Raw genomic sequence first — 26,209 nt, 5'->3', positions numbered from 1 at the left:
ATTTGATAATTTGCCTTTCCTCCCTGAAAAATACTGTTTTTTTCCACACCATATTGCTTGCTATAGCAGGCCATTATTGGTGTCTTGTTTCACCATTTTGTGATGAAGATGGGCTTTTAATCTGAGATGATTGCATTTTGTTAAAATAATGTTTATTTTCTTTTTTATTGGATACTTTAGTGATCTGATAGATAAAGATAAATAAAAAATCTTTTTTATCAGTATGTTATTGTTATTTCAATGGACGTGTTCTATGTAAGAATAAATAATTACTTTAACGGCTTAATAAACATATTATAAAAAATATCATAACAAACCTTGTATAGATTGAATGCCAAACATATAAATTGTTCTTATTTAATAAAAGAATTGTCGGGGTTGCTAGATTAAAAAATGGGTAATTCACTGTTTATCACTTGGAGAAGAATAATGAAAAAAACACTGTCAAAGTTGAGTCAGTTGATTTCCTCTATCGTTTTATTATCGTTTCCTATGACGCAAGGTATTGCTGCGCAGGTTCCCGCAGGGGTAGTGTTGGCAGAGAAGCAAGAAATCACGGTTAATAATGGTGTTGAGGTTACATCACTAGATCCTCATAAAGTTGAAGGTGTCCCGGAAACCAACATTATTCGTAATTTACTTGAAGGATTAGTAAGTACCGGGCCAAACAGTGAAATTGTGCCGGGAGTCGCAGAAAAATGGGAAACTGATGATTATCAGGTGTGGACATTTTATTTACGTGACAATGCCAAGTGGAGTGATGGTAAACCAGTTATGGCACAGGATTTTGTTTATAGCTGGCGTCGTCTTTCTGATCCAAAAGTAGGATCGCCTTATACCAGTTACTTGCAATATACCTATGTATTGAACGCAGATGAGATCTTAAAAGGAAAAAAATCGCCTGATCAACTGGGTGTTAAAGCGCTTGATGAGCGCCGTTTTCAAGTGACATTAAGCCGTCCTGTTCCTTACCTTATTAATATGTTGAGCCATACACCACTGAAACCCATCCGGCAAGATATTGTGGAAAAATTTGGTATTAAGTGGACGTTACCAGAGAATTTTATCGGTAATGGGGCTTACACATTAAAAGATTGGGTCATTAATGAACGTATTGTTTTAACGCGTAATTCACAATATTGGAATGATAAAGAGTCCATTATCGAAAAAGGCACTTTCTTACCTATCGTCTCTGGTATCAGTGATGTTAACCGTTACCGTAGTGGGGAAGTAGATATTACCAACAATGCTATTCCACCAGAACTGTATCAAAAAATGAAACGGGATATTCCTGAGCAAGTGCAAATTTCACCTTATCTATGTACGTTTTATTACGAAATTAATAACCAAAAACCATTATTTAAAGATAAACGAGTACGTGAAGCCATTAAGCTGAGTCTTGACAGAGATATTATCACTCAAAGGATTATGGGACAGGGGCAAATTCCGGCATACGGTTTTACACCTACTTTTATTGGTAGCGGTCTTACGATTAATCCAGATTGGGCGAATTGGACACAAGAACAACGTAATCAACGGGCAAAAGAGTTATTAAAAGAAGCCGGCTTTGATGCCAGTAATCCACTCAAATTTACCTTGCTCTATAACACCTCAGAGCAGAACAAACAACAAGCTATTGCCGCGGCGTCCATGTGGCAGAAAAACATTGGTGCAAAAGTCACATTGCAAAATCAGGAATGGAAAACTTCACTGCAAAATCGCCACCAGGGAAATTATGATGTGGCGAGAGCTACATGGTGTGGCGATTACAACGAGCCTTCATCCTTCTTAAATTACCTATTGTCGGACAGCAGTAATAATACGGCGTTTTACCAGAATGAGGCCTTTGATAATTATCTTAAGCAGGCCCTGACAGCTAAAGACGAAAAAACACGCAAGGAATTTTACCAGTTGGCAGAAGCTCAGCTTGATGCTGATTCGGGCTTGATTCCTGTCTATTACAGGGTTTCTATACGCCTGATTCGCCCAACGGTCGGAGGAATGACAGGAAAAGATCCTTTAGATTACGTTGATCTTAAGAACTTATATATCAAGAAAATAGATAACTGATTGTTATTACAGGAATTCCATTACTGTAAATGTAAATAAAACGGTTTCTTTTGAAATGAGAAAATAATGAGCCCTGAAAATAGGGTGGCTTTTATAAGAGCCTGATGAATCAATAGGAGTAATAAGAATATGATAAACATAACAAAAAATAAGATTGCTGCTGGCATTACAGTAGCATTAAGCATGATGATCGGGGTACAGGCATTTGCTGCAAAAGTTCCTGCGGGTGTACAACTGGCAGAAAAACAAACTCTGGTACGCAATAATGGCACTGAACCACAATCATTGGATCCCCATAAAATCGAAGGTGTACCAGAATCAAATATTGCTCGTGATTTATTTGAAACACTGGTGATTAATGAGCCTGATGGCAAAATTATTCCGGGTGTTGCTGAGAGCTGGGAACATAACCCGGATTTCACAGTCTGGACATTCCACCTGCGTAAAGATGCGAAATGGTCAAATGGTGATCCTTTCACGGCGCAAGATTTTGTTTACAGTTGGCGTCGAGCGACTGATCCAAACACGGCATCCCCTTATGCAAGTTACATGCAATATGCTCATCTTCTGAATGTTGATGATATCATCAAGGGTAAGAAAAAACCGGAAACATTGGGTGTTAAAGCAATAGATGACCATACATTACAATTAACACTCAGCGAGCCTGTACCTTATTTAGTCCGATTAATGGTTCACACATCAACATCACCAGTGCATCGTGCGACTGTTGAAAAATACGGTGAAAGATGGACACAGCCACAGCATTTTGTTGGTAACGGTGCTTATAAAGTGAAAAGTTGGGTGATTAATGAGCGCCTTGTTTTAGAACGTAATCCAATGTATTGGGATAATAAAAATACAATCATTGATCAAGTCACCGTTTTACCTATCTCTTCTGAAGTCACTGATGTCAATCGTTATCGTGCTGGCGAAATTGAGATGAGTTATGACAATTTACCCGTTGAGTTATTCCAAAAACTGAAAAAAGAGATCCCTGAACAATTGCGTGCTAACCCAAAATTGTGCACCTACTACTACGAGATTAATAATGAGAAGCCGCCATTTAATGATCCTCGAGTTCGTACCGCGCTAAAATTAGGTATGGATCGCGATCTTATGACCAATAAGGTGAAAAATCAGGGTGATATACCCGCTTATGGTTATACGCCACCTTATATCGCTAATTTTAAAGATGAAAAACCAGATTGGTACACTAAGCTAAATCAACAGCAGCGTAACGAAGAAGCGAAGAAGCTACTAGCAGAAGCTGGATTTACCAAAGATAACCCACTGAAAATTAAATTATTGTATAACACTTCCGATCTACATAAAAAATTAGCCATTGCAGCCGCATCTGTTTGGAAAAAGAATATCGGTGTTGAAGTTTCTCTTGAAAACCAGGAATGGAAAACCTTCCTTGATTCCCGTCATCAGGGCAATTATGACGTCGCCAGAGCCGGATGGTGTGCTGACTATAACGAAGCCTCTACCTTCTTGAACCCTATGTTATCCAATAGTAGTAACAATACTTCTCATTATAAGAGCAAAGAATTTGATGCCTTAATGAAGCAGTCATTGCAAGCTAAAACGGATGAAGAGCGAGCCGAAATCTATGCTAAGGCTAATGCGCAATTGGATAAAGATTCTGCAGTGGTTCCTCTCTTTTACTATACAAATACCCGTTTATTAAAACCTTATGTAGGTGGTTACACCGGCAAAGATCCGCTGGATAACTTCCATACCAAGGACATGTACATCATAAAACATTAGGAATCCGCAGGTAGCTTAAGTAATGAGCTGCCTGTGTATCAGATAATTAAGACCAAGGTTTGGTCAGCTAATAGGAATGGGCAATGCTTAAATTTATTTTACGCCGCTGCTTAGAGGCGATCCCGACACTTTTCATTCTCATCACGATTTCGTTCTTCATGATGCGGCTTGCTCCGGGTAGCCCATTTACCGGGGAAAGAAAACTTCCACCTGAGGTGATGGCGAATATCGAAGCAAAATACCATTTGAATGATCCTATCTATAAACAATATGTTAATTACTTAATCCAACTCTCCAAAGGGGACTTTGGCCCTTCATTCAAGTATAAGGACTACAGCGTAAATGATTTGGTGGCAGAAGCGTTGCCCGTTTCTGCTAAGTTAGGTGCCGCTGCTTTTATTATGGCCGTTATATTTGGTGTCAGTGCGGGGGTTATTGCTGCGCTGAATCAGAATACTAAATGGGATTATACGGTAATGGGGTTTGCTATGACAGGGGTTGTTATCCCGAGTTTCGTAGTGGCCCCTTTATTGGTTCTGATATTTGCCATTACATTAAAGTGGCTGCCGGGAGGCGGTTGGAATGGTGGAGCACCCAAATATATGCTGTTGCCGATGGTTGCGTTATCTCTTTCTTATATTGCCAGTATTTCCCGTATTACTCGTGGTTCTATGATTGAAGTTTTGCATTCCAACTTTATCCGAACAGCAAGAGCCAAGGGGCTGCCATTACGAACAATTATTTTCCGCCATGCGTTGAAACCCGCCTTATTGCCAGTGATTTCTTATATGGGACCAGCTTTTGTGGGCATTATTACTGGTTCAATGGTTATTGAAACTATCTTTGGTTTACCCGGTCTGGGGCAATTATTCGTTAATGGTGCTTTAAACCGTGACTACTCATTAGTATTGAGCCTGACGATTTTGGTGGGTGGGTTGACCATTATGTTCAATGCTATCGTTGATGTGTTGTATGCCGTCATCGATCCGAAAATCCGTTACTAACACTGGAGCACGCAATGTTACTAAACAAGAAAAATAGCGAAGCTCTGGAAAATTTCTCTGAGCAACTGGAAATTGAAGGCCGCAGTTTGTGGCAGGATGCACGCCGCCGTTTTATGCACAATAAAGCAGCAATTACAAGTTTATGTATCCTATTTTTAATTACTTTGTTTGTCATTCTGGCACCCATGCTATCTCAGTATGCCTATGACGATACTGACTGGAACATGATGACCATGCCACCTGATTTCGAATCGCACCACTATTTTGGTACAGATTCATCCGGTCGTGATCTATTAGTTCGTGTTGCCATCGGCGGACGCATTTCATTAATGGTCGGTATCGCGGCTGCTTTGATTGCTGTGATATTCGGCACATTATATGGCGCAATGTCAGGTTATCTTGGTGGCAAAGTCGATATGGTCATGATGCGTTTACTGGAAATTCTCAACTCCTTCCCATTTATGTTCTTCGTCATCCTGTTAGTGACTTTCTTTGGGCAAAATATCCTGCTGATTTTTGTTGCGATAGGTATGGTGTCATGGTTGGACATGGCACGTATCGTCAGGGGGCAGACATTGAGCCTTAAGCGTAAGGAATTCATTGAAGCTGCATTAGTCTGTGGTGTATCTACCCGTCACATCGTTTTACGCCATATTGTGCCAAACGTACTGGGTGTGGTGGTAGTTTATGCTTCATTGCTGGTGCCAAGTATGATCCTGTTTGAATCTTTCCTGAGTTTCCTTGGATTGGGAACGCAAGAACCCCTAAGTAGTTGGGGAGCCTTATTAAGTGATGGTGCTAACTCAATGGAAGTGGCTCCGTGGTTACTCTTATTTCCTGCGGGCTTTCTGGTAATGACCCTGTTTTGTTTTAACTTTATTGGCGACGGCCTGCGAGATGCCCTCGACCCGAAAGACCGTTAAGGAGAGCCTATGAATAGCGTAAAAACGATAAAACATGCTAAAAGCGCTGAACCACTATTAACGGTGAATGATTTAAACGTGGTATTCAGTACGCCTGATGGCAACGTAACAGCAGTGAATAAACTGAATTTTGATCTGCAGGCAGGAGAAACTCTGGGCATTGTGGGGGAATCAGGTTCCGGTAAATCTCAGACAGCATTTGCCTTAATGGGATTGCTGGCCAGTAATGGTGCTGTCAGTGGATCCGCGGTTTTTAACGGGCGCGAAATTCTTAACCTGCAAGAAAAAGAGTTGAATAAGATGAGAGCGGAAGAAATCTCAATGATCTTCCAGGATCCTATGACATCTCTCAATCCTTATATGCGGGTCGGTGATCAACTGACCGAAGTGCTAATGCTGCATAAAAATATGAGCAAGAGTGAAGCTGTCGAAGAATCTATTCGAATGTTGGATGCCGTTAAAATGCCAGAAGCGCGTAAGCGCATGAAAATGTTCCCGCATGAATTTTCTGGTGGAATGCGTCAGCGTGTCATGATAGCAATGGCGCTATTGTGTCAGCCTAAGTTACTGATTGCGGATGAACCTACTACTGCGCTGGACGTCACCGTTCAGGCGCAGATTATGACTTTACTTAACGAACTGAAAAAAGAATTTAACACCGCTATCATTATAATCACCCATGACTTGGGCGTCGTTGCCGGTATTTGTGACAAAGTGTTGGTTATGTATGCGGGCAGAACTATGGAATATGGGACTGCCCGCGACGTATTTTATCGTCCGACACATCCTTATTCGATTGGATTGCTTAATGCCGTTCCCCGACTGGATGGTGATGAAGAATCTCTGACAACAATTCAGGGCAATCCGCCAAACTTACTGCGTTTGCCAAAAGGTTGTCCATTCCAGCCACGTTGTCAGTTTGCTACTGAACATTGTGTGAGCGAAGAACCGCCATTGGAACAGTTTGACCTTGGGCGCTTACGTGCCTGCTTCAGACGTCAGGAGGAATTAGCATGAATACAGTTAGTACAAACACAATAACTGAAAAAAGAGTTCTCCTGGAAGTTGACGATCTAAAAGTTTATTTTGATATCAAAGATGGCAAGCAGTGGTTCTGGCAATCTGCGAAAACATTGAAAGCCGTAGATGGCGTTACCTTGAGACTATACGAAGGAGAAACGTTGGGAGTTGTAGGTGAATCAGGCTGCGGTAAATCAACCCTTGCCAGAGCGGTTATTGGCTTAGTCAAAGCTTCTGGTGGTTCGGTGACTTGGCTTGGCCAAAACCTTTTTGATATCAATGAAAAACAGTGGAGGGATATTCGTCATGACATCCAGATGATTTTTCAGGATCCGCTGGCATCCCTTAACCCACGTATGACGATTGGTGACATCATCGCCGAACCATTAAAAACTTATTACCCCAAAATGAAAGATGCGGAGGTAAAAGAAAAGGTTAAAAAGATGATGATGAAGGTTGGTTTATTGCCTAACCTGATTAACCGCTATCCCCACGAATTTTCAGGTGGTCAATGTCAGCGTATCGGCATTGCCCGTGCCCTGATTCTGGAGCCTAAACTGATCATCTGTGATGAACCCGTTTCCGCATTGGATGTTTCCATTCAGGCGCAGGTTGTAAACTTATTGCAGGAAATACAACGGGAGATGGGGCTTTCCTTGATCTTTATCGCTCATGATCTCTCAATAGTAAAACATATCTCAGATCGAGTATTGGTCATGTATTTGGGAAACGCAGTGGAACTGGGGACTTACGACGAGGTTTATCACAATCCTCTGCATCCATATACCCGCGCATTGATGTCAGCAGTACCTATTCCTGATCCAGATAAAGAACGTAACAAACACATTGAATTATTGGAAGGGGAACTCCCTTCACCGATTAACCCTCCATCTGGATGTGTATTCCGCACCCGTTGCCCGATGGCTGATGCAGAATGTGCCAGAACGCGCCCATTACTGGAAGGTAGCTTTAAACATGCGGTTTCTTGTCTTAAGGTTGATCCGTTATAGCAAGAAAATAGGCATTGTGATAAGTGAATCGATTATATGATGCTGTCACTAATATTTATTCAAGGCCCTCATTGTGAGGGCTTCTTTATGGATGAAAAAAGTGGTTGTGTATGAAAAGAGATCACTTGGACATCCGTGCCCTGATGCAGCATTTTGATTGGTGATATTCGCCAGATCATAGGCTGCTTTCATAGCCTCTTTAACAAAACTCATCGAGTTAGCAGATTAATCAGCAATATCAAGAAACAGTTTTGCAGATTCCAGTTTAATTTCTGATTGAAAAATATTTTCATCATGCAATCTACTTGGTATTGCAGTGAGAATAGTATCTCTATTGTGATGAGTCACGTTAGTGTAACAAAACATTTAAATATAGACTCGGCGCTGAATATCTTAATTTTTATTAAACAAAATTAATTAGTTAAAGTTGGATATTGCTGCCAATCCCATCAGAACAAAAAATGTTCAAAACATGTTAAAGATCACATTTTCTTAAAATCAGCAGGTTAAGTACAGAATGCTGTCTACACTTATTAATCGATCATATCAAAATCATTATTTGTATTAATCTAATTGATCAATGTATGAAATTTATTAGGCAGCCTGGGAACTACAACCTGGTGCGGTAGCTTTGGGTAAATTTAATAATATGTAATTTAAGTTGCTTGGTTGCTTGAATCTTCTGTATATAGAAAAAATGAGTTCTGATGACATATAAAAATGTATTTAACAATAGGAAAACTATATAATATGGTAATTAATAAATGATAAAGAAAAATGTCATCGCAAATTATATTGGTCAATTTTATTTAGCAATATCTGGAATTATTATAGTTCCATTTTATCTCAGCAGACTAGGTTCTGAAGGTTATGGACTTATTGCATTCTTTACAATGTTGCAAAGTTGGATGCAATTGCTCGATATGGGAATATCGACAACTATATCAAGAGAAGCTGCTATATCAAAGAACAGCAGTAATCATGCAATATTTTTTCGGCAAATACAAAGAGTTTGTTTCTACATTTTTTTTGTTATTTCGATTGTAGTATTTCTCTCAGGATATTTTAGTTCTAACTATATAATTCATAACTGGCTAATATCCAACCTATCCTACGATACACTAAACGTGTCTTTAATATCAATTTTTTGTATTATATCGTTACGTTGGCTATGCGGGCCATGGAAAAGTACATTAGTAGGTTTAGAAAAACAAATACCTTTTAATATTATTAATGTATTTGTAATTACTCTGAAATTCCCAATCTCCATATTAATATTATCATATTTCAATAATTTATTAATAGTTTATTTTATCTATCAAATAATAGTTGCAATTATTGAATATATGTTATTTTATCTATTTTCTAGATACTATACTCCTTACAATAAAACAAATATAAGATTAGATAAGAAATTTTTATATAATTCAATACCTGTATTTAAATTTTCTATAGGAATCGCTTTTATATCGGGTGTGTGGGTGTTAATGACTCAATCGGACAAATTTATATTAAGTCATATCTTACAGTTAGAAGATTTTGGTTATTATTCTATGGGTGTTTTATCTGCGTCAATTGTAATGATTTTTATAGATTAGTGTTTTTTTTATCAATTTCACTTTTAGGCATTTAGTGTTTAATAATGAATATCCTTATTTTTAAAAAAATGAATAAGTCTATATTTAGTCATAGTGAAATGGATATATCCCCAAATTAGCTTCAGTGATCCATGCTATTTTCCTCATATAATGTTCAATTATAACTGGGATCAAAAAGAATCGTTAGCGTTCAGGTAAACATGCTATGAAATTCCTGAGCAGAGCACATAGAGCATTTATGCTTTTACTCAAATCTCATCCTAAAAACAAGATTGAATAAGGTATCAAATGAAAATAATGCTTATAGGAACAACAGCAGAATCAATGATTAATTTCAGGGGGACACTAATAAAAAAAATGTCAGAATCTAATCATGAAGTATTTTGTTTTTCTATAGACTATAATAAAAAACAGAAAGGTGAGATCAGAAAACTAGGTGCTATACCTATTGATTATAAATTAAGTCGTTCGGGATTAAACCCTTTTTCGGATATAAATAATACTATAAAGTTATTAAGAATAATTAAGGATATTAAACCAGATATAGTGTTATCTTATTTTTCAAAGCCATCTATATATGGTTCATGGGCTGCCAAGTTAGCTAAAACACCTAAAATATTTGCTATGCTAGAAGGGTTAGGATATTGCTTTACTTCACAAAAAGAGGGGAAGGAATGGAAAAAATTCTTTTTAAGAAAAATACAAATATATCTATTTAAGATAATTTTTCCTAAGATAAATGGATTAATTCTCTTAAACAAAGATGATGAAATAGATTTAATAAAAAGTAATAATATCAGTGTTAAGACTTTTATCTTGGGTGGAATAGGTCTGGATTTAAATGAGTATCCTTATACTCCTCCTAGAAAAAACAAAGGCATATCTTTTATTTTTATTGCTCGACTTTTGAAAGAGAAAGGTATTTTCGAATATATTTCAGCAGCAAAAATAGTAAAAAAGAAAACATCCTCAAATCATTTTTAATGTGTTAGGAGCAATAGATCCAGAAAATCCAGGTGGAATAAAACCCGAACAGTTAGAGGAGTTAAAGAAAACAGAAATAATAAATTACCGTGGATTTGTAACAAATGTGAATGAATGGCTGAGTAACAGTGATATTTTTGTATTACCATCTTATAGAGAAGGCTTACCAAGAAGTACTCAGGAGGCCATGGCCACTGGTCGCCCTATAATTACTACTAATGTTCCTGGATGTAAAGAAACTGTTTATGAAGGGAAAAATGGTTTTTTAATTCCCCCATGGTCTGCAGAAGCCTTAGCTGAAAAAATGATTTTTTTCATAGAAAACCCTGATCAAATAGAGAAAATGGGTTTGGAAAGTTATTCTATTGCTAGAAAAAAATATGATTGCCATAAAATTAACGTTAGTTTAATGAATATATTAGGAATAAAATGAAAAAAATACCTGTAACTCAACCCGATTTACCACCGCTTGAGGAACTTATTCCATATCTTGAAAAAATATGGGAAAATAAATGGTTAACAAATAATGGACCATTTCACCAACAGTTAGAGAAAAAACTATGTGAATATCTTGGTGTCAAATATATATCATTATTCACTAATGCTACTATAGCACTCGTTATAGCCCTACAAACTCTTAAGATTAGCGGAGAAGTTATTACAACTCCATATTCTTTTGTTGCAACTGCACATTCTATTATTTGGAATAATTTAACACCTGTATTTGTAGATATAGACCCAGAAACATTCAATTTAGATCCTAAAAAAATTGCACAAGCTATAACCTCACGAACAACAGCTATAATGCCCGTTCATTGTTATGGAAATCCTTGTAATGTCGAAGAAATACAAGAAATAGCAGATATATATGGGATAAAAATCATATATGACGCAGCACATGCATTCAATATTGATTATAAAGGTGAAAGTTTATTAAACTACGGTGATTTATCAATCCTAAGTTTTCATGCCACAAAAATATTCAATACATTTGAAGGTGGAGCAATAATTTGTTCTGATTTTAACACAAAAAACGTATTGACTATCTAAAAAATTTCGGTTTTTTAGATGAAGCCACTGTTGCAACTTTAGGTATTAACGGAAAAATGAGCGAAGTAAATGCTGTATTGGGGTTATTACAATTAAAATATGTTAAAGAAAGAATAATTAAAAGACAAAAAATTGATGCTCATTATAGGAGAGAATTAAAAAAAGTTAGAGGAATTATTATCCCAAGATTATCTGAACATTCAACAAAAAACTTTTCATATTTCCCTATATTAATAGGAGAAGATTATCCTATATCAAGAGATGAATTGTATTCTAAATTAAAAGAAAACAAGATCTTATCTAGAAAGTACTTTTATCCTCTAATAAGTGATATGCCGATGTACAGAGGATTAACTCTGTCAAAAGATTTGCCAAATGCTAGAAGTATTTCCAATAAAGTATTATGCTTGCCGATTTATTCTGATTTAGAAGAAATTAATCAGAAAAAAATAAGACTATATCTCAGATAAATATATATAGAAAAAACGCTCTCTTAGGTTATATATTAAATGGTTAGCTGTTGAATATATTCCCAGATTTTTAGTGGTAAAACATGACTAAGATTGACGTTTATTAAATGTTATTGTCAGAAGTCAGAAGAGGCTAAGTGGTCAGCCTTACTATTCTTTAATATATGATCATATTTTTCATTACTGCTTCTTCTTATAATAAAGTAAGGTATTATTCTTTTAAATAAAGAGAAACTAAAATGAATTCAGAGGAAATTAAAGTATCCGTTTGCGTTATAACTTATAATCAAGAAAAATACATAGAGAAATGCTTAAAAAGCTTAGTGGAACAAATTTGTGATTTCAAATATGAAATCATTGTTTCTGATGATGCATCAGTAGATTTGAAGAGAAATATCCTTTTCTCTTTAAGGTTTATTTTCAAGAAAAAAATATTGGTGCTTTTAAAAATTATTTATTTATACATAGTAAAATGAAGGGAAATACATTGCTCATGTAGATGGAGATGATTATTACTTTCCGGATAAGTTACAAACACAAAAAGATTTCTTGGATAAAAACCCAAAATGTAATATTCTTTGGCATCCAGCTTTATATGAATTACCCAATGGAAATATAGTTGATAATTCAAAAAAAAATAAGAAATTATATGAAAAATCATATGTTAGATCAGATATAATTCAATTCCTAGCTATAGGAACAAATAGCTCTAAAATGTACAGGTGTGACTTAAGAGATTTTTTTATCCATGATATTAGCCTTATTATTGATTACTATATTAATGTAGAGCAAGTTAAAGATGGTTTCGCGTGCTTCACAGGACATAAACCTCTAGGTGTTTACAGAGTAGGAATAGGAATTTCATCTTCTGAATTATATATAAGAAATATTTTGGCTGAAAATTTTATGTATTTTTTTAAAAAATACCCCCAATATAGACTAAAAATAAATACTGCTATATTAACTTATGTTATAATGGATTTCAAAAACAATAGGTCAACAAAATGGCTTTTTTTAAAAATGTGGCTTGAAACTTTTCATATAAAATCTTTTCTTAATTTTTTAAGAAATATAAGATTTATAATTTCATTAAAAGTTAAATCATGAAAATGGTCATATATTAAATGATTATATTAAATGATTAGATTAAATATTAAAAATAGTGTTCACGTTTAATAAAAATTTCCATCACTTTATCGTACATGTCTTCGGAATAACTAACCATTTAATACATGACCAAAAAAATAGATACAATATTTATTATCAAATATAGGAGTCTCCATGTGTGGAATCGCTGGTGTCTTGTCACCAATCTATAAACCAACAAAAAATATTTCTGAACTAATATCTGGACGTTATGTTATTATTTTTAATGGTGAAATATATAACCATTTGAATATTCGCCAACAATTAGAAGATGAATATTCTGGCATATCATGGAAAGGGTATTCAGATACGGAAACTTTATTAGAATGTTTCTATTTTTGGGGAATAGAAAAAACGCTAGAATCCATAGTGGGAATGTTTGCCATCGCACTATGGGATACTTATGAAAGGACTCTAATTTTAGCAAGAGATAGAATGGGTGAGAAACCATTATATTGGGGATGGTGTAATGACACATTATTTTTTGGTTCAGAACTTAAAGCATTAAAACAACATCCTGCATTTAATGCAGAAATCGATAGAAATGCTTTATCTCTTTACTTTCATCATAACTATATACCAGCACCATATAGTATTTATAAAGATATTAATAAATTGCAAGCTGGCCATTATGCTATTATAAATCAAAATAGAAAATCTAAAGATGTTGTTATCAAATCTTATTGGAATTTTAATGAAATAGTTGAATATGGTATCTCTAATCCGTACCAAGGTTCAGATAATGAAGCAATTGATCATTTAGACTCTTTACTTAGAGATAGTATTACTTCACAAATGCTTTCAGATGTTCCTATTGGAGCATTTTTAAGTGGAGGAGTAGATAGTAGTATTATCGTATCTATGATGAAAAAATATAGCCACAATCCGGTAAAAACTTTTTCTATAGGGTTTTATGAAAAAAAATATAACGAAGCAATATATGCTAGAGAAATCGCAAATTACTTAGATACAGATCACACGGAACTTTATGTAAATGCTCAAGATGCATTATCAATAATTCCTGATTTACCTAAAATTTATTGTGAGCCATTTGCTGATAGTTCCCAAATCCCAACATATCTGGCCAGTCAACTTGCTAAACAACATGTAACAGTTGCACTAAGTGGCGATGCTGGTGATGAGCTTTTTGGCGGTTACACGCCATACCAATTTGCTCCTGATATTTGGAATAAAATCAGTAAACTTCCTATCTTTTTAAGAAAATTGATTTTTTTTATACTATCAAATATTCCTTTATCTGATAAATTTCACAAATTGCTACGTATACTTCCTTCTAACAGTCAAGAACAGCTTTATTCTATTTTAATGAGTCATTGGCAGTTTTCTGAAAATTTGGTTATAGGTTCATCAATTCTACCAACCTTCATTACAAATAGAAATAACTGGCCTGTGACTGACTCCTTTGAACATTGGATGATGGCCATTGATACAAAACAATATATGATTGATAACATATTAGTAAAAGTAGATCGCGCAGCTATGGCTAATAGTTTAGAAACCCGAATGCCATTGTTGGATCCTAATATAATTAAATTTTCTTGGCAGTTACCTCTATCTATGAAAATAAGAAAAAATAAAGGGAAATGGGTTTTAAGAGAAGTATTGTATAGACATGTTCCTAAGCATTTAATAGAAAGACCAAAAAAAGGTTTTTCTATACCTATAGGGAAATGGTTAAAAGGACCGCTAAAAGAATGGGCTGATACTTTATTAGATAGCAAAAGGATAGATAATGAAGGTTTCCTAAATTCCGCTATAATTAATAATGCTTGGAGGCAACATATAAGGGGAGTTAAAGACCATTCATTTCGTTTATGGAGTGTTTTAATGTTTCAAGCCTGGGTTGAGAAAAATAAAAAAATATACGCAAAAGAATGAAATCATTATTATGAGAAAAAAAGATAAAATAATTCATATAATATCAGGTTTAGATAACGGCGGTGCTGAAGGTGTATTATATAGGCTTTGCAAATATGATAGTACAAATACACATATAGTTATTTCATTGACTTCTATAGGAAAATACGGAGCACTTTTAGAAGATAAAGAAATAATAGTGTATACATTAAATATCAAGAAAAATATAAAATCATTTTATTCATTAATGCAAACTTGGATGTATCATGCTGATTTAATAGGAGGTATAACAGCTAAATTGGCTGGCATAAAAAATATTTTTTGGAATATAAGACATACAGATTTACATCCAAAACATTCAAAAAAATCAACTTTACTTATTGCAAAGCTATGTGCATTTTTAAGTGATAAAATTCCTAAAAAGATCATTTGTTGTGCATATTCATCATTAGATGCTCATAAAAAATTAGGGTATTCTGATGACAAACTCATAGTAATCCAAAATGGTTATGATTTAAATTCTTCCAACTACACAGAGCAGGATAAAAATAAATTGAAATATGAGTTAGCATTAAATCATGATGATTTTTTAGTCGGAATGGTAGCAAGATACGATCCTCAAAAAAATCATAAGTTATTACTAACTTCCTTCAAGAAATTTACGAAATTTAAATGTGAAAAATCAAAATTATTATTAGTTGGTAAAAACATAGATAATAAAAACAGTGAATTGTGTGATCTAATTTATGAATTAGATATCAAAGATAAAGTTTTGCTATTAGGGGAGAGAAACGATATACCTAATTTCATGAATATGATTGATCTGCATATTTTGTCAAGCTCTTTTGGTGAAGGATTTCCAAATGTTATTGCAGAAGCAATGATAGCAAGAACTCCATGCATTGCAACAAATATTGGAGATACATCAATTATTATTAATAATAATTGTTGGATAATTGATTCTAATGGTTCCCAATTAGAAAGTGTTTTAGAAAATGCATATGATGAATTCTCATTATATAAAGAAAAATGGTTGCTCAGATGTGATAACTGTTCTAATTCAATAAAAGAGAGATTTAGTATAGAAACAATGGTTAATAAGTATATACAAGTTTGGAAGATGAAAAATGATAATGTTTATTTTGATATCCATATATAATTTTATGCAAAATGAATGTCACATTGATAACCTTCCTTAAAAACCGATTACTCATAATTGGAATTTTATTATAATCTTAATCTTAATGTATTGGGGATGTTACCAATATCATGAAAAAATCACCTCTTACTGATAATTTAATCTTATATCATGTATTAAATAGCTAGATATTATGATAATTTTTCTGAAAAAGTTTATTTTATTGGAAAGAGTTTACCCAACGTATAGAAAGGACCCAATAGTATTCAAATAAAAAACCAAATCGAAAAAAGAACAATATATTATTCCAAATATTAAGGCATGTATAATAAAGTCATATAGATTTTCATTGAACGTAAATACTATTTTAGTGATCAATTTAACTATCTAATACGTAGCCTCTATTGTTCTGCTGTGTAATAAAATAATAGATGTTTATATACCAATCTAACTTCAAGATGCGTTTGATTTCTCCCCGCGAAGCGGGGAGAAATCAGGTTTCATATAGTTAAATTGCAACTTGAAGTTTAATGCGTATATACCATATTAATAAAAACAAGGTAATATATGGCAATTTATTCATTCATATGGCTGTTAATAGTAATTAAAAATTTCTTTCTTTCTGAAAACAAAATAGGCTTATTTGTCTTTTCTCTATTTCTTGTTTTTTTTATAGGACTACGACAAGAAGTTGGTGGAGATTGGTTTAGTTACTTAAATATATATAATAAAATTGAGCAATTACCATTTAAAGAAGCCGTATTTGTGACAGATCCTCTATATGGTATACTAAATTGGATGTCTGGAAAATTTGGATTAGGAGGGATTTATTTTGTAAATTTTATATGTGCATTTATCTTCTGTTCATCAATTTATTTTTTCTCAAAAAACTTTAAAAATATCTGGTTTCCAGTTACAATATTATATCCGTATACAATACTTGCAGTATCAATGGGGTATACTAGACAATCTGTTGCTATTGCATTTGTAGTATTTGCATTTAATTCTTTGTTTAATAATAAAAAAATATATTTTTTATTATTTATATTATTAGGTATACTTTTCCATAAATCAGCAGCTATGCTATTAATGTTATTACCTTTTATTTATTCGAGAGAATTAAATTTAAAGTTATTTTTTCTAGCATATTATATAATTTTAACAGTAATTTTACTTTTCTTTTTTTATTTGATATTACTTCAGAATAATATATATCTATCTGGAGCAATTCATTCTTCAGGAAGCACTGTAAGCATTTAGAATGTTTATGTATCGTATAACTAATTGGCTCTCAGATATAAATACAAATGTCGGTCAAGATGCCGTAAATTCTTTTATTAAAAAAAAAGCAATGAAAGAAAATCAGATCATCAGTATCTCTAATGGTATTGATACTAATAAATTTATTTATTCAGATGAGTTGAGAGAGAAAATTCATAGAGAATTAGATATTTATGATAATATAAAATTGTTTTTATCTGTCGGCCGATTGCATGATTCAAAAGACTATCCGAATTTACTATATGCATTCTCAATTCTTTTGAAAAAAAACCATTATCATACCTAATTATTGTAGGTAATGGTCCTCTAATTGATAAACTAATGGAATTAGCAAATAGTCTTAATATAATGAATAAAATACGATTCTTAGGAGCTAGAAATGATATTCCAGCTTTAATGAGTTCGTGCGATACATTTGTTTTATCCTCTAAATATGAAGGGCAACCATTAGTTATTGCTGAAGCTATGGCTTGCCAACGATACATAGTAGCAACTGATAGTGGTGGAGTGAAATATGTTCTTAATAATTATGGTTCATTAGTGCCAATAGGAAATTCGAAAAAATTAGCAGATGCTATGGAAAAGAGTATAGAAATAGATAGGGATAAAAAACATCAATTAGGATTAGATGCAAGAAAACATATCGAAAATAATTTCTCTATAGAAAATTTATCAATTCAATGGCTAAGGCTGTATAAAAAAACAGAATACATTTGAGTTTTGATATCAATTTATAGGATTCTCTTTGGAGAAAAGATATCTATGTTCATACTTAGTTCTGCAATTGAGACTAATTCGATAGAATCTAGAAAAATGTTTGAGCAATATAAATATACTTATACATTTATATTTTTTCCTGTGTTTGTGATTCTTTCATGGAATTTTTTAACTCCAATAAATTGAAATGTAATAAAAAAATATTAATATGGTTATTAATATCAATAACGTCACTTACTCTATGGTTTTTTGACGGGAATCAAGCAGTATGAAGTGCCTTTCATTTCTTATTCACCAAACCAATCCAAGAAAATATGTAACTTAGTTCATAAGTATATAAATGAAAGTAATAAATTAAGTGGATTAATGAATAAATATATTTTGGCTGAGTTGTTAGGGTATGAGCTCGATGAAAAAATCATTTTTAATGAAAAAATAACGATCGAATATTGCAAGCTGATGGCTCTGTAAAATTATATTTAGATTTAAGGGAATAGTTATATTAAAATACGCAGCGATTTGGCAGTTTTATTAATAAGATGTATGAAAAATAATGTATTATAGAAAAATAAAAGAATACATTCGAAAACTCTCTTTGAAGATATAGAAATATAACAGTCATTTTATTCGTCCACTTTTCTTCTTCATAAGAGTTGTACTTAATTATATAAATTTATGGAAAATAAGCTATGAATACAAAACGTCAATGCATATTAATAATTTTTAACTATTGTGTTATGAAGTTTGGCTCAAAAATCATTGTATATTTTCGTGTCATAATAGGTGTTTTATTGATTGTGTTGACTTTTTTCTATTGGCCGCCAACTATATTATCTGTTATGCATTTCATTTTAACCAGTTACACTCTTTCAACCTCAACTATACTAAAAATAGTCGTTATTGTTGGTATTTTTAGTTTATCTCTTGCGGTAGTTTTGCTAGCTGCGTTTACCACACATAGCTTACGATGGTGGATATTTTTATTGCTTTCGCTCTCTCTTATGACTAGTGCAGTATTTTATCAAGTAACAGGCCATACTATGGGTTATCCAGACTGGTTAACATTGTGGCGAGCAAAAGCTAATATTAATGATGCTTTTTATGAATATTTGGTTGATTTTTTCGAAGCATCATTACGTTTGATACCGTTAGTTTTAGGTTTTGCTCTCATCCCTGAGACACACCGAAGCTTATTTCCTTGGGTTACAAGTTTATTTTTACTTTCTGTTGCTGTTTTTATTACTGTAAATATAGTTAAGCAAGCAGGAGCAACTAATCTATTACCATCCGCAACCAGTTTATATGGTATGATGATTTCCAGTGCTCTTGATAATCAATCTTCGGAGTATATCTATACCACAAATATTCAACCTAACAAGACTCGGCGAGCTGATCATATCATCTTAATTGTCGATGAAAGTATTCGATATGACTTTTTCAAACAAATAGTACTTTCTCGGTTGTCTATGAAGGGTTGGTATGTTTATGATTTTGGTATTACAACCGCTATGGCAAATTGTAGTGCAGAGAGCAATATTATGTTACGTAAATTTGTGGAAAAAAATACAATTACTCATGATGTGTATAATCATCCATTAATCTGGAATTTAGCACATAATGCAGGATTTACAACATGGTTATTAGATGCTCAGCACAATGGGAAAGGACATAATTATTTTGATGCAAAAGAATTATCAATGATTGATTATAAACCGGATATAAGAACAGAACATGATATTAATCTTGTTAATGAATTAAGTACATTACCTACTGATAAACCGAGTTTCACCTATATCATAAAAATAGGCTCTCATTTCCCTTATGAGAATAGATACCCCGCAGATTTTCAGTCTGATTTGTCAATAATGGAACATCCATATATACGTAATAATAAAAAACGTCAACAATATGTTAATGCTATAGATTATCAGACTGGTCAGTTCTTTGAACAACTATCTAAGGTAAAATTGCCTGAACGAGCTCATCGAGTAGGCCACTAGTGGATGAAGGTATTGTGCCTTTGCTGGTATTGGCAAACTTCGATATTCCTGAAATGAATGAGGGAGTTCAGAATAATTATAATCGTATGTCTCATTTTGATATGATAAAAACAGTTATAGATTTTTTAGGTTATGGTTATGTGGAAAATAAATCAATAGGATTATTGCGAACCGATAATTTATCTTTTCAAGAGTTTTTATATGGTAGTGCATTCGGTTACTTTAATAGTCCTATTAAAACAATGTCAGTAAATACTGATGATTATCAGAATTTAGAAAATGTACGATGGAATATTACCTATTAGTTATATAAATTCAACTTAATCTAAATAACTTTATATTGTTATCAACATGTGATAGAAAATGTGATTGTCGAAATTAAATGTTTATATTGAATAACAATAAAATATAATAAATTCATCTGATGTTTCGCCAGTGTATTGGCACTGGCATTTTCCACTATGTGGTTACTTATGTGAATGCAAGAAATATCAATATACTCTAAATTAATTGGTTTAATATTTTTATTTTCTCCACAATATCCACCAATTTGGATGCGCTTTTTCCCGGCAAATCAGTACACGCGCAAATATATCATCAATTTCTGCGTCGTCACATTCTGCCAGCCCAATAATCACCTCCGAAAAGAAATCAGGATCTAACTCAAAATCCACATGTTCCAGCCATACTTTTGACGGTTCTGATAACTCTGCACCACCACGTTCTTCAAACTGTAAACTAAACAGTAAACTATCCGCAGGATCGAGATTAGCGGCTGCTTGTTCCAGAAATAGGTCGTAGGCTTTTTCCAGTGCTTCATCTTCGGTTATTCGGTTATTGAGGTCTAATTGCAGAGAATGTGGATGTGTTGATCGATTTTTCATAGTGGTATTGCCTGAACTTAATAAATAACTGAGAGAAATTAAAACATGAACAGCAGTGATTAGATACTGTTAACCTAAAATCATAGCCCCATCAGTATTGATGGGGCTATGATGAATACCCATTTATCCGTATTTAGCAGCGCTTTTTGCGCTGCAACTCACAAAAGTGGACTGAAAAAATAACAAAGACGTTCAAGGACGCGATGCCGGACGGGGCGCTTTAGCCATTCCTCACTATCAAGTAGTGTAGAACGGGTAATATAATCCTGCTGGACAAGCATCAAGTCACTGCCAAACAGCTCATCATCAATAATAACTGTGATTTCAAAGTTCAGCCACAAGCTACGCATATCCAAATTGACAGAGCCAACCATGCTGAGTTGTCCATCCACTAAAACGCTTTTGGTATGTAATAACCCATCCTCGAATTGATAAATTTTCACGCCTGCTTCCAGCAATTCTGTAAAAAACGCCCGGCTTGCCCAACGTACAAGAAATGAATTGTTCTGGCTTGGCATGATAATGCTGACATCAACCCCGCGCATGGCCGCAGTACAGATTGCGTGCATTAAATCGTCACTGGGCACAAAGTAGGGCGTAGTAAGAATGAGTTGCTCTCTGGCAGCAAAAATAGCCGTCATCAGAGATTGTTGAATCAATTCATCGGGAAAACCTGGGCCGGAAGCAATGACCTGAGCGGTATGCCCGGATGCCTGTTCAAAAGGCATGATATTACTGTCAGGTGGCGGTGGCAGATGGCGTTGACCCGTTTCCATTTCCCAGTCGAAAGCATAGATAATTCCCAACGTTGCGGTGACAGGGCCTTCCATTCTTACCATGATATCGATCCATTGACCAACTCCTGCATCCTGTTTGAAAAAACGGGGATCTACCATATTCATACTTCCGGTATATGAAATATAGTTATCGATAAGAATAATTTTTCTATGTTGCCGCAAATCCATGCGACGTAAAAACAGACGAAAAATATTAACTTTTAGTGACTCTACAAATTCAATGCCGCTCTTACGCATAATGTCAGAATAGGGGCTGCGGCAAAATTGCCAGCTTCCTGCTGAATCCACCATTATACGGCATTTGACACCACGCTTAGCTGCACGCATTAAAGCGTCAGTAACCTGATCAACTAACCCGCCAGCCTGCCATATATAAAACACCATTTCGATGCTTTGATCGGCGTTTTCTATGTCATTGATGATGGATTTCAGAGACTCTTCATAAGAAGTTATGAGTTGCATTTGGTTGCCTCTGACTCCTCTTATCTTTTGGCGGCGTTCACATAACCGGAACAGTGGCGCAGCCACTTCACTGTTTTCATAGGCAAAGATATGCTTCGATTTCCTTAGCTCAGAGAGCCAATTCGCCACAGACCAGCGCATCTGTTTTGCTTGCTCAACTCTGCGTTTACCCAGATGCAGTTCGCCAAATGACAGATAAGCGACAACCCCGACTAAAGGAAGAATGTAAATGATAAGCACCCAAGTCATCGCTGATGTCACTGGCCGACGTTTCATCAGGACTCGAATGGTGATACCAGCAATAATCAGCCAGTATAAGAAAAACGCCAGCCAGCTCAGTACAGAATAAATGGTTGTCATAGGTGGCAATCAATCCTGTTTAGGTATTTTAATACTGTTGTTAGTGCAAGTTTCTGGAAATTTAGAAAAACTATCAAGGGTATACAGCCAAATTGGCAGAAAATAACCAAAATATTGTCAATATACAATCAAATACAGTCTTATATATTATATGATTGGATTCGGCTCAATCAGATGTTATTTATTTGTTTTATTAAATTATGATGAAACATATTCAATATGAATATTGAGACAATCCTGTGATTAGTTGACATTCTTGATTATGACATTTAAGAATAATACGGTTACTCACTTATACTGAGAGAAAGTTTAAACAATCAGGGTATTTTATGAAAAAAAGCAGGAATGAAGTAGGAAGATGGCGTCTCCTTCGTCAAAATATCCGCCGCCGCCGTCGTTGGTTAGAAGTTCAGTCACGCCGAAATTCACGCATCTATACATTGCGTAAGATAGATAATTATAAACATCGCAGGTCAATTTTGTTCATACAAAACGCAGAGCTGTAGCTGTTTCAAATATGATATGTGTATGTGGCATGATGCAGATGTTTTTGGATCTTTATTGAATATGATAGTCATTTGCATTTAAACTAATGGCTATCCTAAAATTGACTATCATGCTGCTAATCAAGAATTTTCTTATGCGTTGGATACATTGGCCAGTACTACTTTCTGTTTGTTTACATATTTCCATTGCTGTGGCGCTTTTGGGCTCCATTAAATCTGGAGAACCGCCGGAAGCTCCTCCGATGTCTGTAGCCATGATCCAGTTGGCGGCGGAAGAGTCTTCTGTTGAAGAGCCTGCTATTTCTGAACCAGAGCCTGAACCTCCGGCACCAGAGCCTGAACCGGAACCTATTGCAAAAATAGCGCTACCTAAACCTAAGCCTGAAAAGAAACCAGAAGAGAAGAAAATTGTTAAAAAAGAGTCTAAGCCAAAAGAGATAAAGACAGAAAAAACGTCAAAAGAGCCTGTGAAACCGATTACGGACCAGGAACCGCTGTTAACAAAGAATTTGAATGACCAGAAATCAACTGATTCTGCTATTAGAGCCACCTTTAAAGCACAAAATGGGCCGAAGGTGTTAAGCAGGATGGATCCTGTTTATCCATCCAGAGCACAGCAGTTGGGTACAGAAGGCACTGTGCGGGTAAAATATGATATTGATGAAAATGGTCGGGTTAAGAACATCGAAATTATTTCTGCAAATCCTAAAAATGTTTTCGAACGTGAGGTGAAAAAAGCCATGAGAAAATGGCGGTATGAAAAGAAACCAGCAACAGGATATGTGACGACTATTGAATTTAGATTGTCAGGCATTTCACTATCATAACGTCTTATCCGTAATATTCCACATCAATAGCAGGAGATATGTAACGTCTCCTGCTCTCACATAAAATTCTGGATTTTTATATTTAACTTTGTTTTACTGAATTCAAGGGAAGAGGAATAAACACTCTTTCATGATAATCTTAAAAAAATTTTAAGATGCAATAATCATAAGGGATATCTAAGTCAAATTGGAATATTGCTGCAAGTTAACTGAGTTCTTTTCTATTTCAATAAAGCAGATTAATTTATGATTGAAGATATTTTACAAGATGCAATTAAGTATGCCAAAAGATTCTTTGGTAACAGAACGACTAATAAATTTTATCCTGATCTCAGTGTATTACCAGAATCTGAACGATCAATATATCAAAGAAATGTGATTGTCAGCAGGATGGATAGACATAATAAAATCCGTCTTGAACTCTATAATTTAAAAGATATTAATCAAAAACATCAGTATTTATTAAGTAATGAACATAACAACCTGGTTGGGAACTGCCCTGAACTTTGTTTAGCAACATACATTTATTTAATTAAAGAACGTGCAAAAGATATCTGGGAGTTATATAACGCAAGTTGGAATTACGAATACCCTCAGTTAACTTGTCCTATTTACATTCAGCAGATTTACACATTGGGTGTATACGATCATGTATTTTTACTGCTGGATCATCCTGACTCGCTAGTTCGTAGGCCAAAGATTGGGACTATATATCACGAATTGCCGGAAGGCTCATGGGTTTGTGATCCATGGGCAGATATTGTTTGCTTAGCAGAAGACTATAATGATAGATGGAAACATAAGATGATGGAATGGAATCATCAGGGAATGTGTCTGTTATTAAAATCACCAGGTTCCTCATCACCTTCCGCGGAAAGTTTCTCTCCTTTAAAAAAATATACATATCTAACGGTTGAGTGTAGTGATAAGCAGGTTTATCGTCTGTCTGCGATATATCGAGATGGTCAAGTAGAAACCTTTAATTGAGCTATTTAAATACGAAATAATACCTCTTGCCAGTAAAATGACCACAAAAGCATTATAAGCGTTAAACTTTATATTTTTTAATTTGTCGTTACTTATCAGCAGAAAAAATGGGTAATAAAAAAGGAGCTCATTCAATGTGCTCCTTTAATTTGTGAGTTACTTTTCTAATGAATCGTTACTCTGAATCACTGCTTTCCAGTTTGAAGTTTCTTTTCCCTTCCGGTAAAGGACGGGAAGTATTATTTTCATTAACGGCCACGTATGTGAAAACAGCTTCTGTTGCCCGGTAACGTTGCCCAACAGGTTCAGAGGCCACTTTCTTCACCCAAACTTCAATATGAATGGTGATGGATGAATTTCCCGTTTTCAGACAACGGGCATAACAGCAAACGACGTCACCTACCGCAACTGGTTTTAGGAAACTGATCCCATTTACGCTAACAGTAACTACGCGTCCCAGAGCAATTTCTTTTGCCAAAATTGCGCCGCCAATATCCATTTGAGACATCAGCCAGCCACCGAAGATATCCCCATTGGCGTTAGTGTCAGCAGGCATGGCCAGTGTACGGAGAACCAGTTCTCCGTTTGGTAAGCATTGTTGTTGTGTCATTAGAAAACTTGCTTTATTTGGTGATTACAACAATACCTGCCAGTAATTCAGCAGGTATCCATATGAAAGTTATTATTATTCTTGTTCGCGAGGCAGATGGCGATAGATATATATCACACTCAACACGGTAAAGACCAGTGTTAATGCTGTTAACCCGAACACTTTAAAGTTTACCCAAATATTTTGAGGTAGCCAGAAAGCAACATAAATATTTGCCAACGCGCAGGCGATAAAGAAGATTGCCCAAGCCATGTTCAGCTTGTTCCAGATAGTATCAGGTAATTTTAATTCTTTACCTAACATCCGTTGGATTAGTGGCTTTTTCATAACCCATTGGCTAATAAGCAGAACTAAGGCAAAAATAGTATAAACGGCAGTTACCTTCCATTTAATGAACAAATCGCTGTGAAAAGCCAATGTTAACGTGCCAAAGATGGCAACCATGACAAATGTAATTAAGGAGGATTTTTCAACTTTGCGATACATCAAATAGGTGATGACAACGGCCAGACCTGTCGCTGCTATCAACGCTCCTGAAGCATAGAAAATGTCATACATCTTGTAGACGACGAAAAAAACGACTAATGGCAAAAAGTCTAAAAGTTGTTTCATAAATTGGGCTCACTTTAATACCGATGATGGCACATTCCTGAATTTATGTCAGAGTGTATCAGATCTCAATGAAATGGTTTAAAGAAAAAGGCAGGGAGCGGAGTA

25 protein-coding genes and 1 pseudogene are annotated in these 26,209 nt (G+C 34.7%); 22 read left to right on the top strand and 4 right to left on the bottom strand.

Going from position 1 to position 26,209, the window contains the following annotated elements; translation table 11 throughout:
• Positions 1–429 precede the first annotated feature (429 nt).
• From AAC852_RS07480 to AAC852_RS07390, 19 genes and pseudogenes are all read left to right on the top strand, one after another.
• The gene (locus AAC852_RS07480) at positions 430–2,070 is read left to right on the top strand and encodes an ABC transporter substrate-binding protein (protein WP_340620492.1); all 1,641 of its coding nucleotides are present in this window, start codon (positions 430–432) and stop codon (positions 2,068–2,070) included.
• A gap of 129 nt (positions 2,071–2,199) precedes the next feature.
• Positions 2,200–3,840, top strand: coding sequence for an oligopeptide ABC transporter substrate-binding protein OppA (oppA, locus tag AAC852_RS07475; protein WP_340620491.1), 1,641 nt, complete (start codon positions 2,200–2,202; stop codon positions 3,838–3,840).
• Positions 3,841–3,923: 83 nt separating this feature from the next.
• On the top strand, positions 3,924–4,844 hold the full coding sequence (gene oppB, locus AAC852_RS07470; protein WP_340620490.1) for an oligopeptide ABC transporter permease OppB: 921 nt from the start codon (positions 3,924–3,926) through the stop codon (positions 4,842–4,844).
• A 14-nt stretch (positions 4,845–4,858) separates the two neighbouring features.
• Positions 4,859–5,767 carry an oligopeptide ABC transporter permease OppC gene (gene oppC / locus AAC852_RS07465; protein ID WP_047684711.1) on the top strand — a complete coding sequence of 303 codons (909 nt, stop codon included), beginning with the start codon at positions 4,859–4,861 and terminating at the stop codon, positions 5,765–5,767.
• A gap of 9 nt (positions 5,768–5,776) precedes the next feature.
• A complete protein-coding gene (gene oppD / locus AAC852_RS07460) occupies positions 5,777–6,784 on the top strand; it encodes an ABC transporter ATP-binding protein (protein ID WP_340620489.1) in 1,008 nt (335 codons plus the stop codon).
• Positions 6,781–7,797: a murein tripeptide/oligopeptide ABC transporter ATP binding protein OppF gene (gene oppF, locus AAC852_RS07455; protein ID WP_340620488.1), complete on the top strand. Its 1,017-nt coding sequence runs from the start codon at positions 6,781–6,783 to the stop codon at positions 7,795–7,797. The genes oppD and oppF overlap by 4 nt, the downstream gene beginning before the upstream one ends.
• A 764-nt stretch (positions 7,798–8,561) precedes the next feature.
• Positions 8,562–9,395 carry an oligosaccharide flippase family protein gene (locus AAC852_RS07450; RefSeq protein WP_340620487.1) on the top strand — a complete coding sequence of 278 codons (834 nt, stop codon included), beginning with the start codon at positions 8,562–8,564 and terminating at the stop codon, positions 9,393–9,395.
• 288 nt (positions 9,396–9,683) lie between these two features.
• Positions 9,684–10,379, top strand: coding sequence for a glycosyltransferase (locus AAC852_RS07445; protein WP_340620486.1), 696 nt, complete (start codon positions 9,684–9,686; stop codon positions 10,377–10,379).
• Position 10,380: 1 nt separating this feature from the next.
• Positions 10,381–10,812 carry a glycosyltransferase gene (locus tag AAC852_RS07440; RefSeq protein ID WP_340620485.1) on the top strand — a complete coding sequence of 144 codons (432 nt, stop codon included), beginning with the start codon at positions 10,381–10,383 and terminating at the stop codon, positions 10,810–10,812.
• Positions 10,809–11,899, top strand: a pseudogene (gene vioA / locus AAC852_RS07435) (dTDP-4-amino-4,6-dideoxy-D-glucose aminotransferase VioA). The gene AAC852_RS07440 and the pseudogene vioA overlap by 4 nt, the downstream one beginning before the upstream one ends.
• 239 nt (positions 11,900–12,138) lie before the next feature.
• Positions 12,139–12,375: a glycosyltransferase gene (locus tag AAC852_RS07430; RefSeq protein WP_340620484.1), complete on the top strand. Its 237-nt coding sequence runs from the start codon at positions 12,139–12,141 to the stop codon at positions 12,373–12,375.
• A gap of 73 nt (positions 12,376–12,448) precedes the next feature.
• A complete protein-coding gene (locus AAC852_RS07425; RefSeq protein ID WP_340620483.1) occupies positions 12,449–13,006 on the top strand; it encodes a hypothetical protein in 558 nt (185 codons plus the stop codon).
• A gap of 174 nt (positions 13,007–13,180) precedes the next feature.
• A complete protein-coding gene (gene asnB, locus AAC852_RS07420; protein WP_340620482.1) occupies positions 13,181–14,944 on the top strand; it encodes an asparagine synthase (glutamine-hydrolyzing) in 1,764 nt (587 codons plus the stop codon).
• Between the two features lie 10 nt (positions 14,945–14,954).
• Positions 14,955–16,082 (top strand): glycosyltransferase, encoded by a 1,128-nt coding sequence (locus AAC852_RS07415; protein WP_340620481.1) that lies wholly within the window; start codon positions 14,955–14,957, stop codon positions 16,080–16,082.
• A gap of 546 nt (positions 16,083–16,628) precedes the next feature.
• Entirely contained in the window at positions 16,629–17,321 is a 693-nt protein-coding gene (locus AAC852_RS07410) for an EpsG family protein (protein WP_340620480.1), read from the top strand.
• 7 nt (positions 17,322–17,328) lie between these two features.
• The gene (locus tag AAC852_RS07405; RefSeq protein ID WP_340620479.1) at positions 17,329–17,628 is read left to right on the top strand and encodes a glycosyltransferase family protein; all 300 of its coding nucleotides are present in this window, start codon (positions 17,329–17,331) and stop codon (positions 17,626–17,628) included.
• Between the two features lie 35 nt (positions 17,629–17,663).
• Positions 17,664–18,059, top strand: a complete 396-nt coding sequence (locus AAC852_RS07400; RefSeq protein WP_340620478.1) for a glycosyltransferase — start codon at positions 17,664–17,666, stop codon at positions 18,057–18,059.
• 689 nt (positions 18,060–18,748) lie between these two features.
• A complete protein-coding gene (locus tag AAC852_RS07395; protein WP_340620477.1) occupies positions 18,749–20,059 on the top strand; it encodes a sulfatase-like hydrolase/transferase in 1,311 nt (436 codons plus the stop codon).
• Positions 20,059–20,364 carry a hypothetical protein gene (locus AAC852_RS07390; protein WP_340620476.1) on the top strand — a complete coding sequence of 102 codons (306 nt, stop codon included), beginning with the start codon at positions 20,059–20,061 and terminating at the stop codon, positions 20,362–20,364. The genes AAC852_RS07395 and AAC852_RS07390 overlap by 1 nt, the downstream gene beginning before the upstream one ends.
• A gap of 219 nt (positions 20,365–20,583) precedes the next feature.
• On the opposite strand, the gene AAC852_RS07385 is transcribed toward AAC852_RS07390, so the two are convergent.
• Positions 20,584–20,913 (bottom strand): HI1450 family dsDNA-mimic protein, encoded by a 330-nt coding sequence (locus AAC852_RS07385; protein ID WP_340620626.1) that lies wholly within the window; start codon positions 20,911–20,913, stop codon positions 20,584–20,586.
• A 188-nt stretch (positions 20,914–21,101) separates the two neighbouring features.
• Positions 21,102–22,562 (bottom strand): cardiolipin synthase, encoded by a 1,461-nt coding sequence (gene cls, locus AAC852_RS07380; RefSeq protein ID WP_340620475.1) that lies wholly within the window; start codon positions 22,560–22,562, stop codon positions 21,102–21,104.
• A gap of 329 nt (positions 22,563–22,891) precedes the next feature.
• On the opposite strand from cls, the gene AAC852_RS07375 reads away from it, so the two are divergent.
• The 3 genes from AAC852_RS07375 to AAC852_RS07365 all read left to right on the top strand — a co-directional run bounded on the left by AAC852_RS07375 (position 22,892) and on the right by AAC852_RS07365 (position 24,882).
• Complete coding sequence (locus tag AAC852_RS07375) at positions 22,892–23,068, top strand: YciY family protein (RefSeq protein ID WP_156115410.1); 177 nt, start codon at positions 22,892–22,894, stop codon at positions 23,066–23,068.
• A 134-nt stretch (positions 23,069–23,202) separates the two neighbouring features.
• A complete protein-coding gene (gene tonB, locus AAC852_RS07370; RefSeq protein WP_422824266.1) occupies positions 23,203–23,895 on the top strand; it encodes a TonB system transport protein TonB in 693 nt (230 codons plus the stop codon).
• Between the two features lie 246 nt (positions 23,896–24,141).
• A complete protein-coding gene (locus AAC852_RS07365) occupies positions 24,142–24,882 on the top strand; it encodes a hypothetical protein (protein WP_340620473.1) in 741 nt (246 codons plus the stop codon).
• 175 nt (positions 24,883–25,057) lie between these two features.
• On the opposite strand, the gene yciA is transcribed toward AAC852_RS07365, so the two are convergent.
• On the bottom strand, positions 25,058–25,492 hold the full coding sequence (yciA, locus tag AAC852_RS07360; protein ID WP_038270132.1) for an acyl-CoA thioester hydrolase YciA: 435 nt from the start codon (positions 25,490–25,492) through the stop codon (positions 25,058–25,060).
• A 75-nt stretch (positions 25,493–25,567) separates the two neighbouring features.
• The gene (locus AAC852_RS07355; RefSeq protein WP_340620472.1) at positions 25,568–26,104 is read right to left on the bottom strand and encodes a septation protein A; all 537 of its coding nucleotides are present in this window, start codon (positions 26,102–26,104) and stop codon (positions 25,568–25,570) included.
• Positions 26,105–26,209 lie beyond the last annotated feature (105 nt).

Origin of the sequence: Xenorhabdus siamensis, from assembly GCF_037996745.1 — a bacterium.
Lineage (GTDB): Bacteria > Pseudomonadota > Gammaproteobacteria > Enterobacterales > Enterobacteriaceae > Xenorhabdus > Xenorhabdus indica.
Note: the sequence above shows the minus strand (reverse complement) of the source record. Positions and strands in the feature narration are given on the sequence as shown.

Bases quoted from the DNA above. Each gene is read 5' to 3' on its own strand.
- AAC852_RS07480 (WP_340620492.1), top strand. From the start codon at position 430: ATGAAAAAAACACTGTCAAAGTTGAGTCAGTTGATTTCCTCTATCGTT.
- oppA (WP_340620491.1), top strand. From the start codon at position 2,200: ATGATAAACATAACAAAAAATAAGATTGCTGCTGGCATTACAGTAGCA.
- oppB (WP_340620490.1), top strand. From the start codon at position 3,924: ATGCTTAAATTTATTTTACGCCGCTGCTTAGAGGCGATCCCGACACTT.
- oppC (WP_047684711.1), top strand. From the start codon at position 4,859: ATGTTACTAAACAAGAAAAATAGCGAAGCTCTGGAAAATTTCTCTGAG.
- oppD (WP_340620489.1), top strand. From the start codon at position 5,777: ATGAATAGCGTAAAAACGATAAAACATGCTAAAAGCGCTGAACCACTA.
- oppF (WP_340620488.1), top strand. From the start codon at position 6,781: ATGAATACAGTTAGTACAAACACAATAACTGAAAAAAGAGTTCTCCTG.
- AAC852_RS07450 (WP_340620487.1), top strand. From the start codon at position 8,562: ATGATAAAGAAAAATGTCATCGCAAATTATATTGGTCAATTTTATTTA.
- AAC852_RS07445 (WP_340620486.1), top strand. From the start codon at position 9,684: ATGAAAATAATGCTTATAGGAACAACAGCAGAATCAATGATTAATTTC.
- AAC852_RS07430 (WP_340620484.1), top strand. From the start codon at position 12,139: ATGAATTCAGAGGAAATTAAAGTATCCGTTTGCGTTATAACTTATAAT.
- asnB (WP_340620482.1), top strand. From the start codon at position 13,181: ATGTGTGGAATCGCTGGTGTCTTGTCACCAATCTATAAACCAACAAAA.
- AAC852_RS07415 (WP_340620481.1), top strand. From the start codon at position 14,955: ATGAGAAAAAAAGATAAAATAATTCATATAATATCAGGTTTAGATAAC.
- AAC852_RS07410 (WP_340620480.1), top strand. From the start codon at position 16,629: ATGGCAATTTATTCATTCATATGGCTGTTAATAGTAATTAAAAATTTC.
- AAC852_RS07405 (WP_340620479.1), top strand. From the start codon at position 17,329: ATGTATCGTATAACTAATTGGCTCTCAGATATAAATACAAATGTCGGT.
- AAC852_RS07400 (WP_340620478.1), top strand. From the start codon at position 17,664: ATGGAATTAGCAAATAGTCTTAATATAATGAATAAAATACGATTCTTA.
- AAC852_RS07395 (WP_340620477.1), top strand. From the start codon at position 18,749: ATGAATACAAAACGTCAATGCATATTAATAATTTTTAACTATTGTGTT.
- cls (WP_340620475.1), bottom strand. From the start codon at position 22,562: ATGACAACCATTTATTCTGTACTGAGCTGGCTGGCGTTTTTCTTATAC.
- AAC852_RS07375 (WP_156115410.1), top strand. From the start codon at position 22,892: ATGAAAAAAAGCAGGAATGAAGTAGGAAGATGGCGTCTCCTTCGTCAA.
- tonB (WP_422824266.1), top strand. From the start codon at position 23,203: ATGCGTTGGATACATTGGCCAGTACTACTTTCTGTTTGTTTACATATT.
- AAC852_RS07365 (WP_340620473.1), top strand. From the start codon at position 24,142: ATGATTGAAGATATTTTACAAGATGCAATTAAGTATGCCAAAAGATTC.
- yciA (WP_038270132.1), bottom strand. From the start codon at position 25,492: ATGACACAACAACAATGCTTACCAAACGGAGAACTGGTTCTCCGTACA.
- AAC852_RS07355 (WP_340620472.1), bottom strand. From the start codon at position 26,104: ATGAAACAACTTTTAGACTTTTTGCCATTAGTCGTTTTTTTCGTCGTC.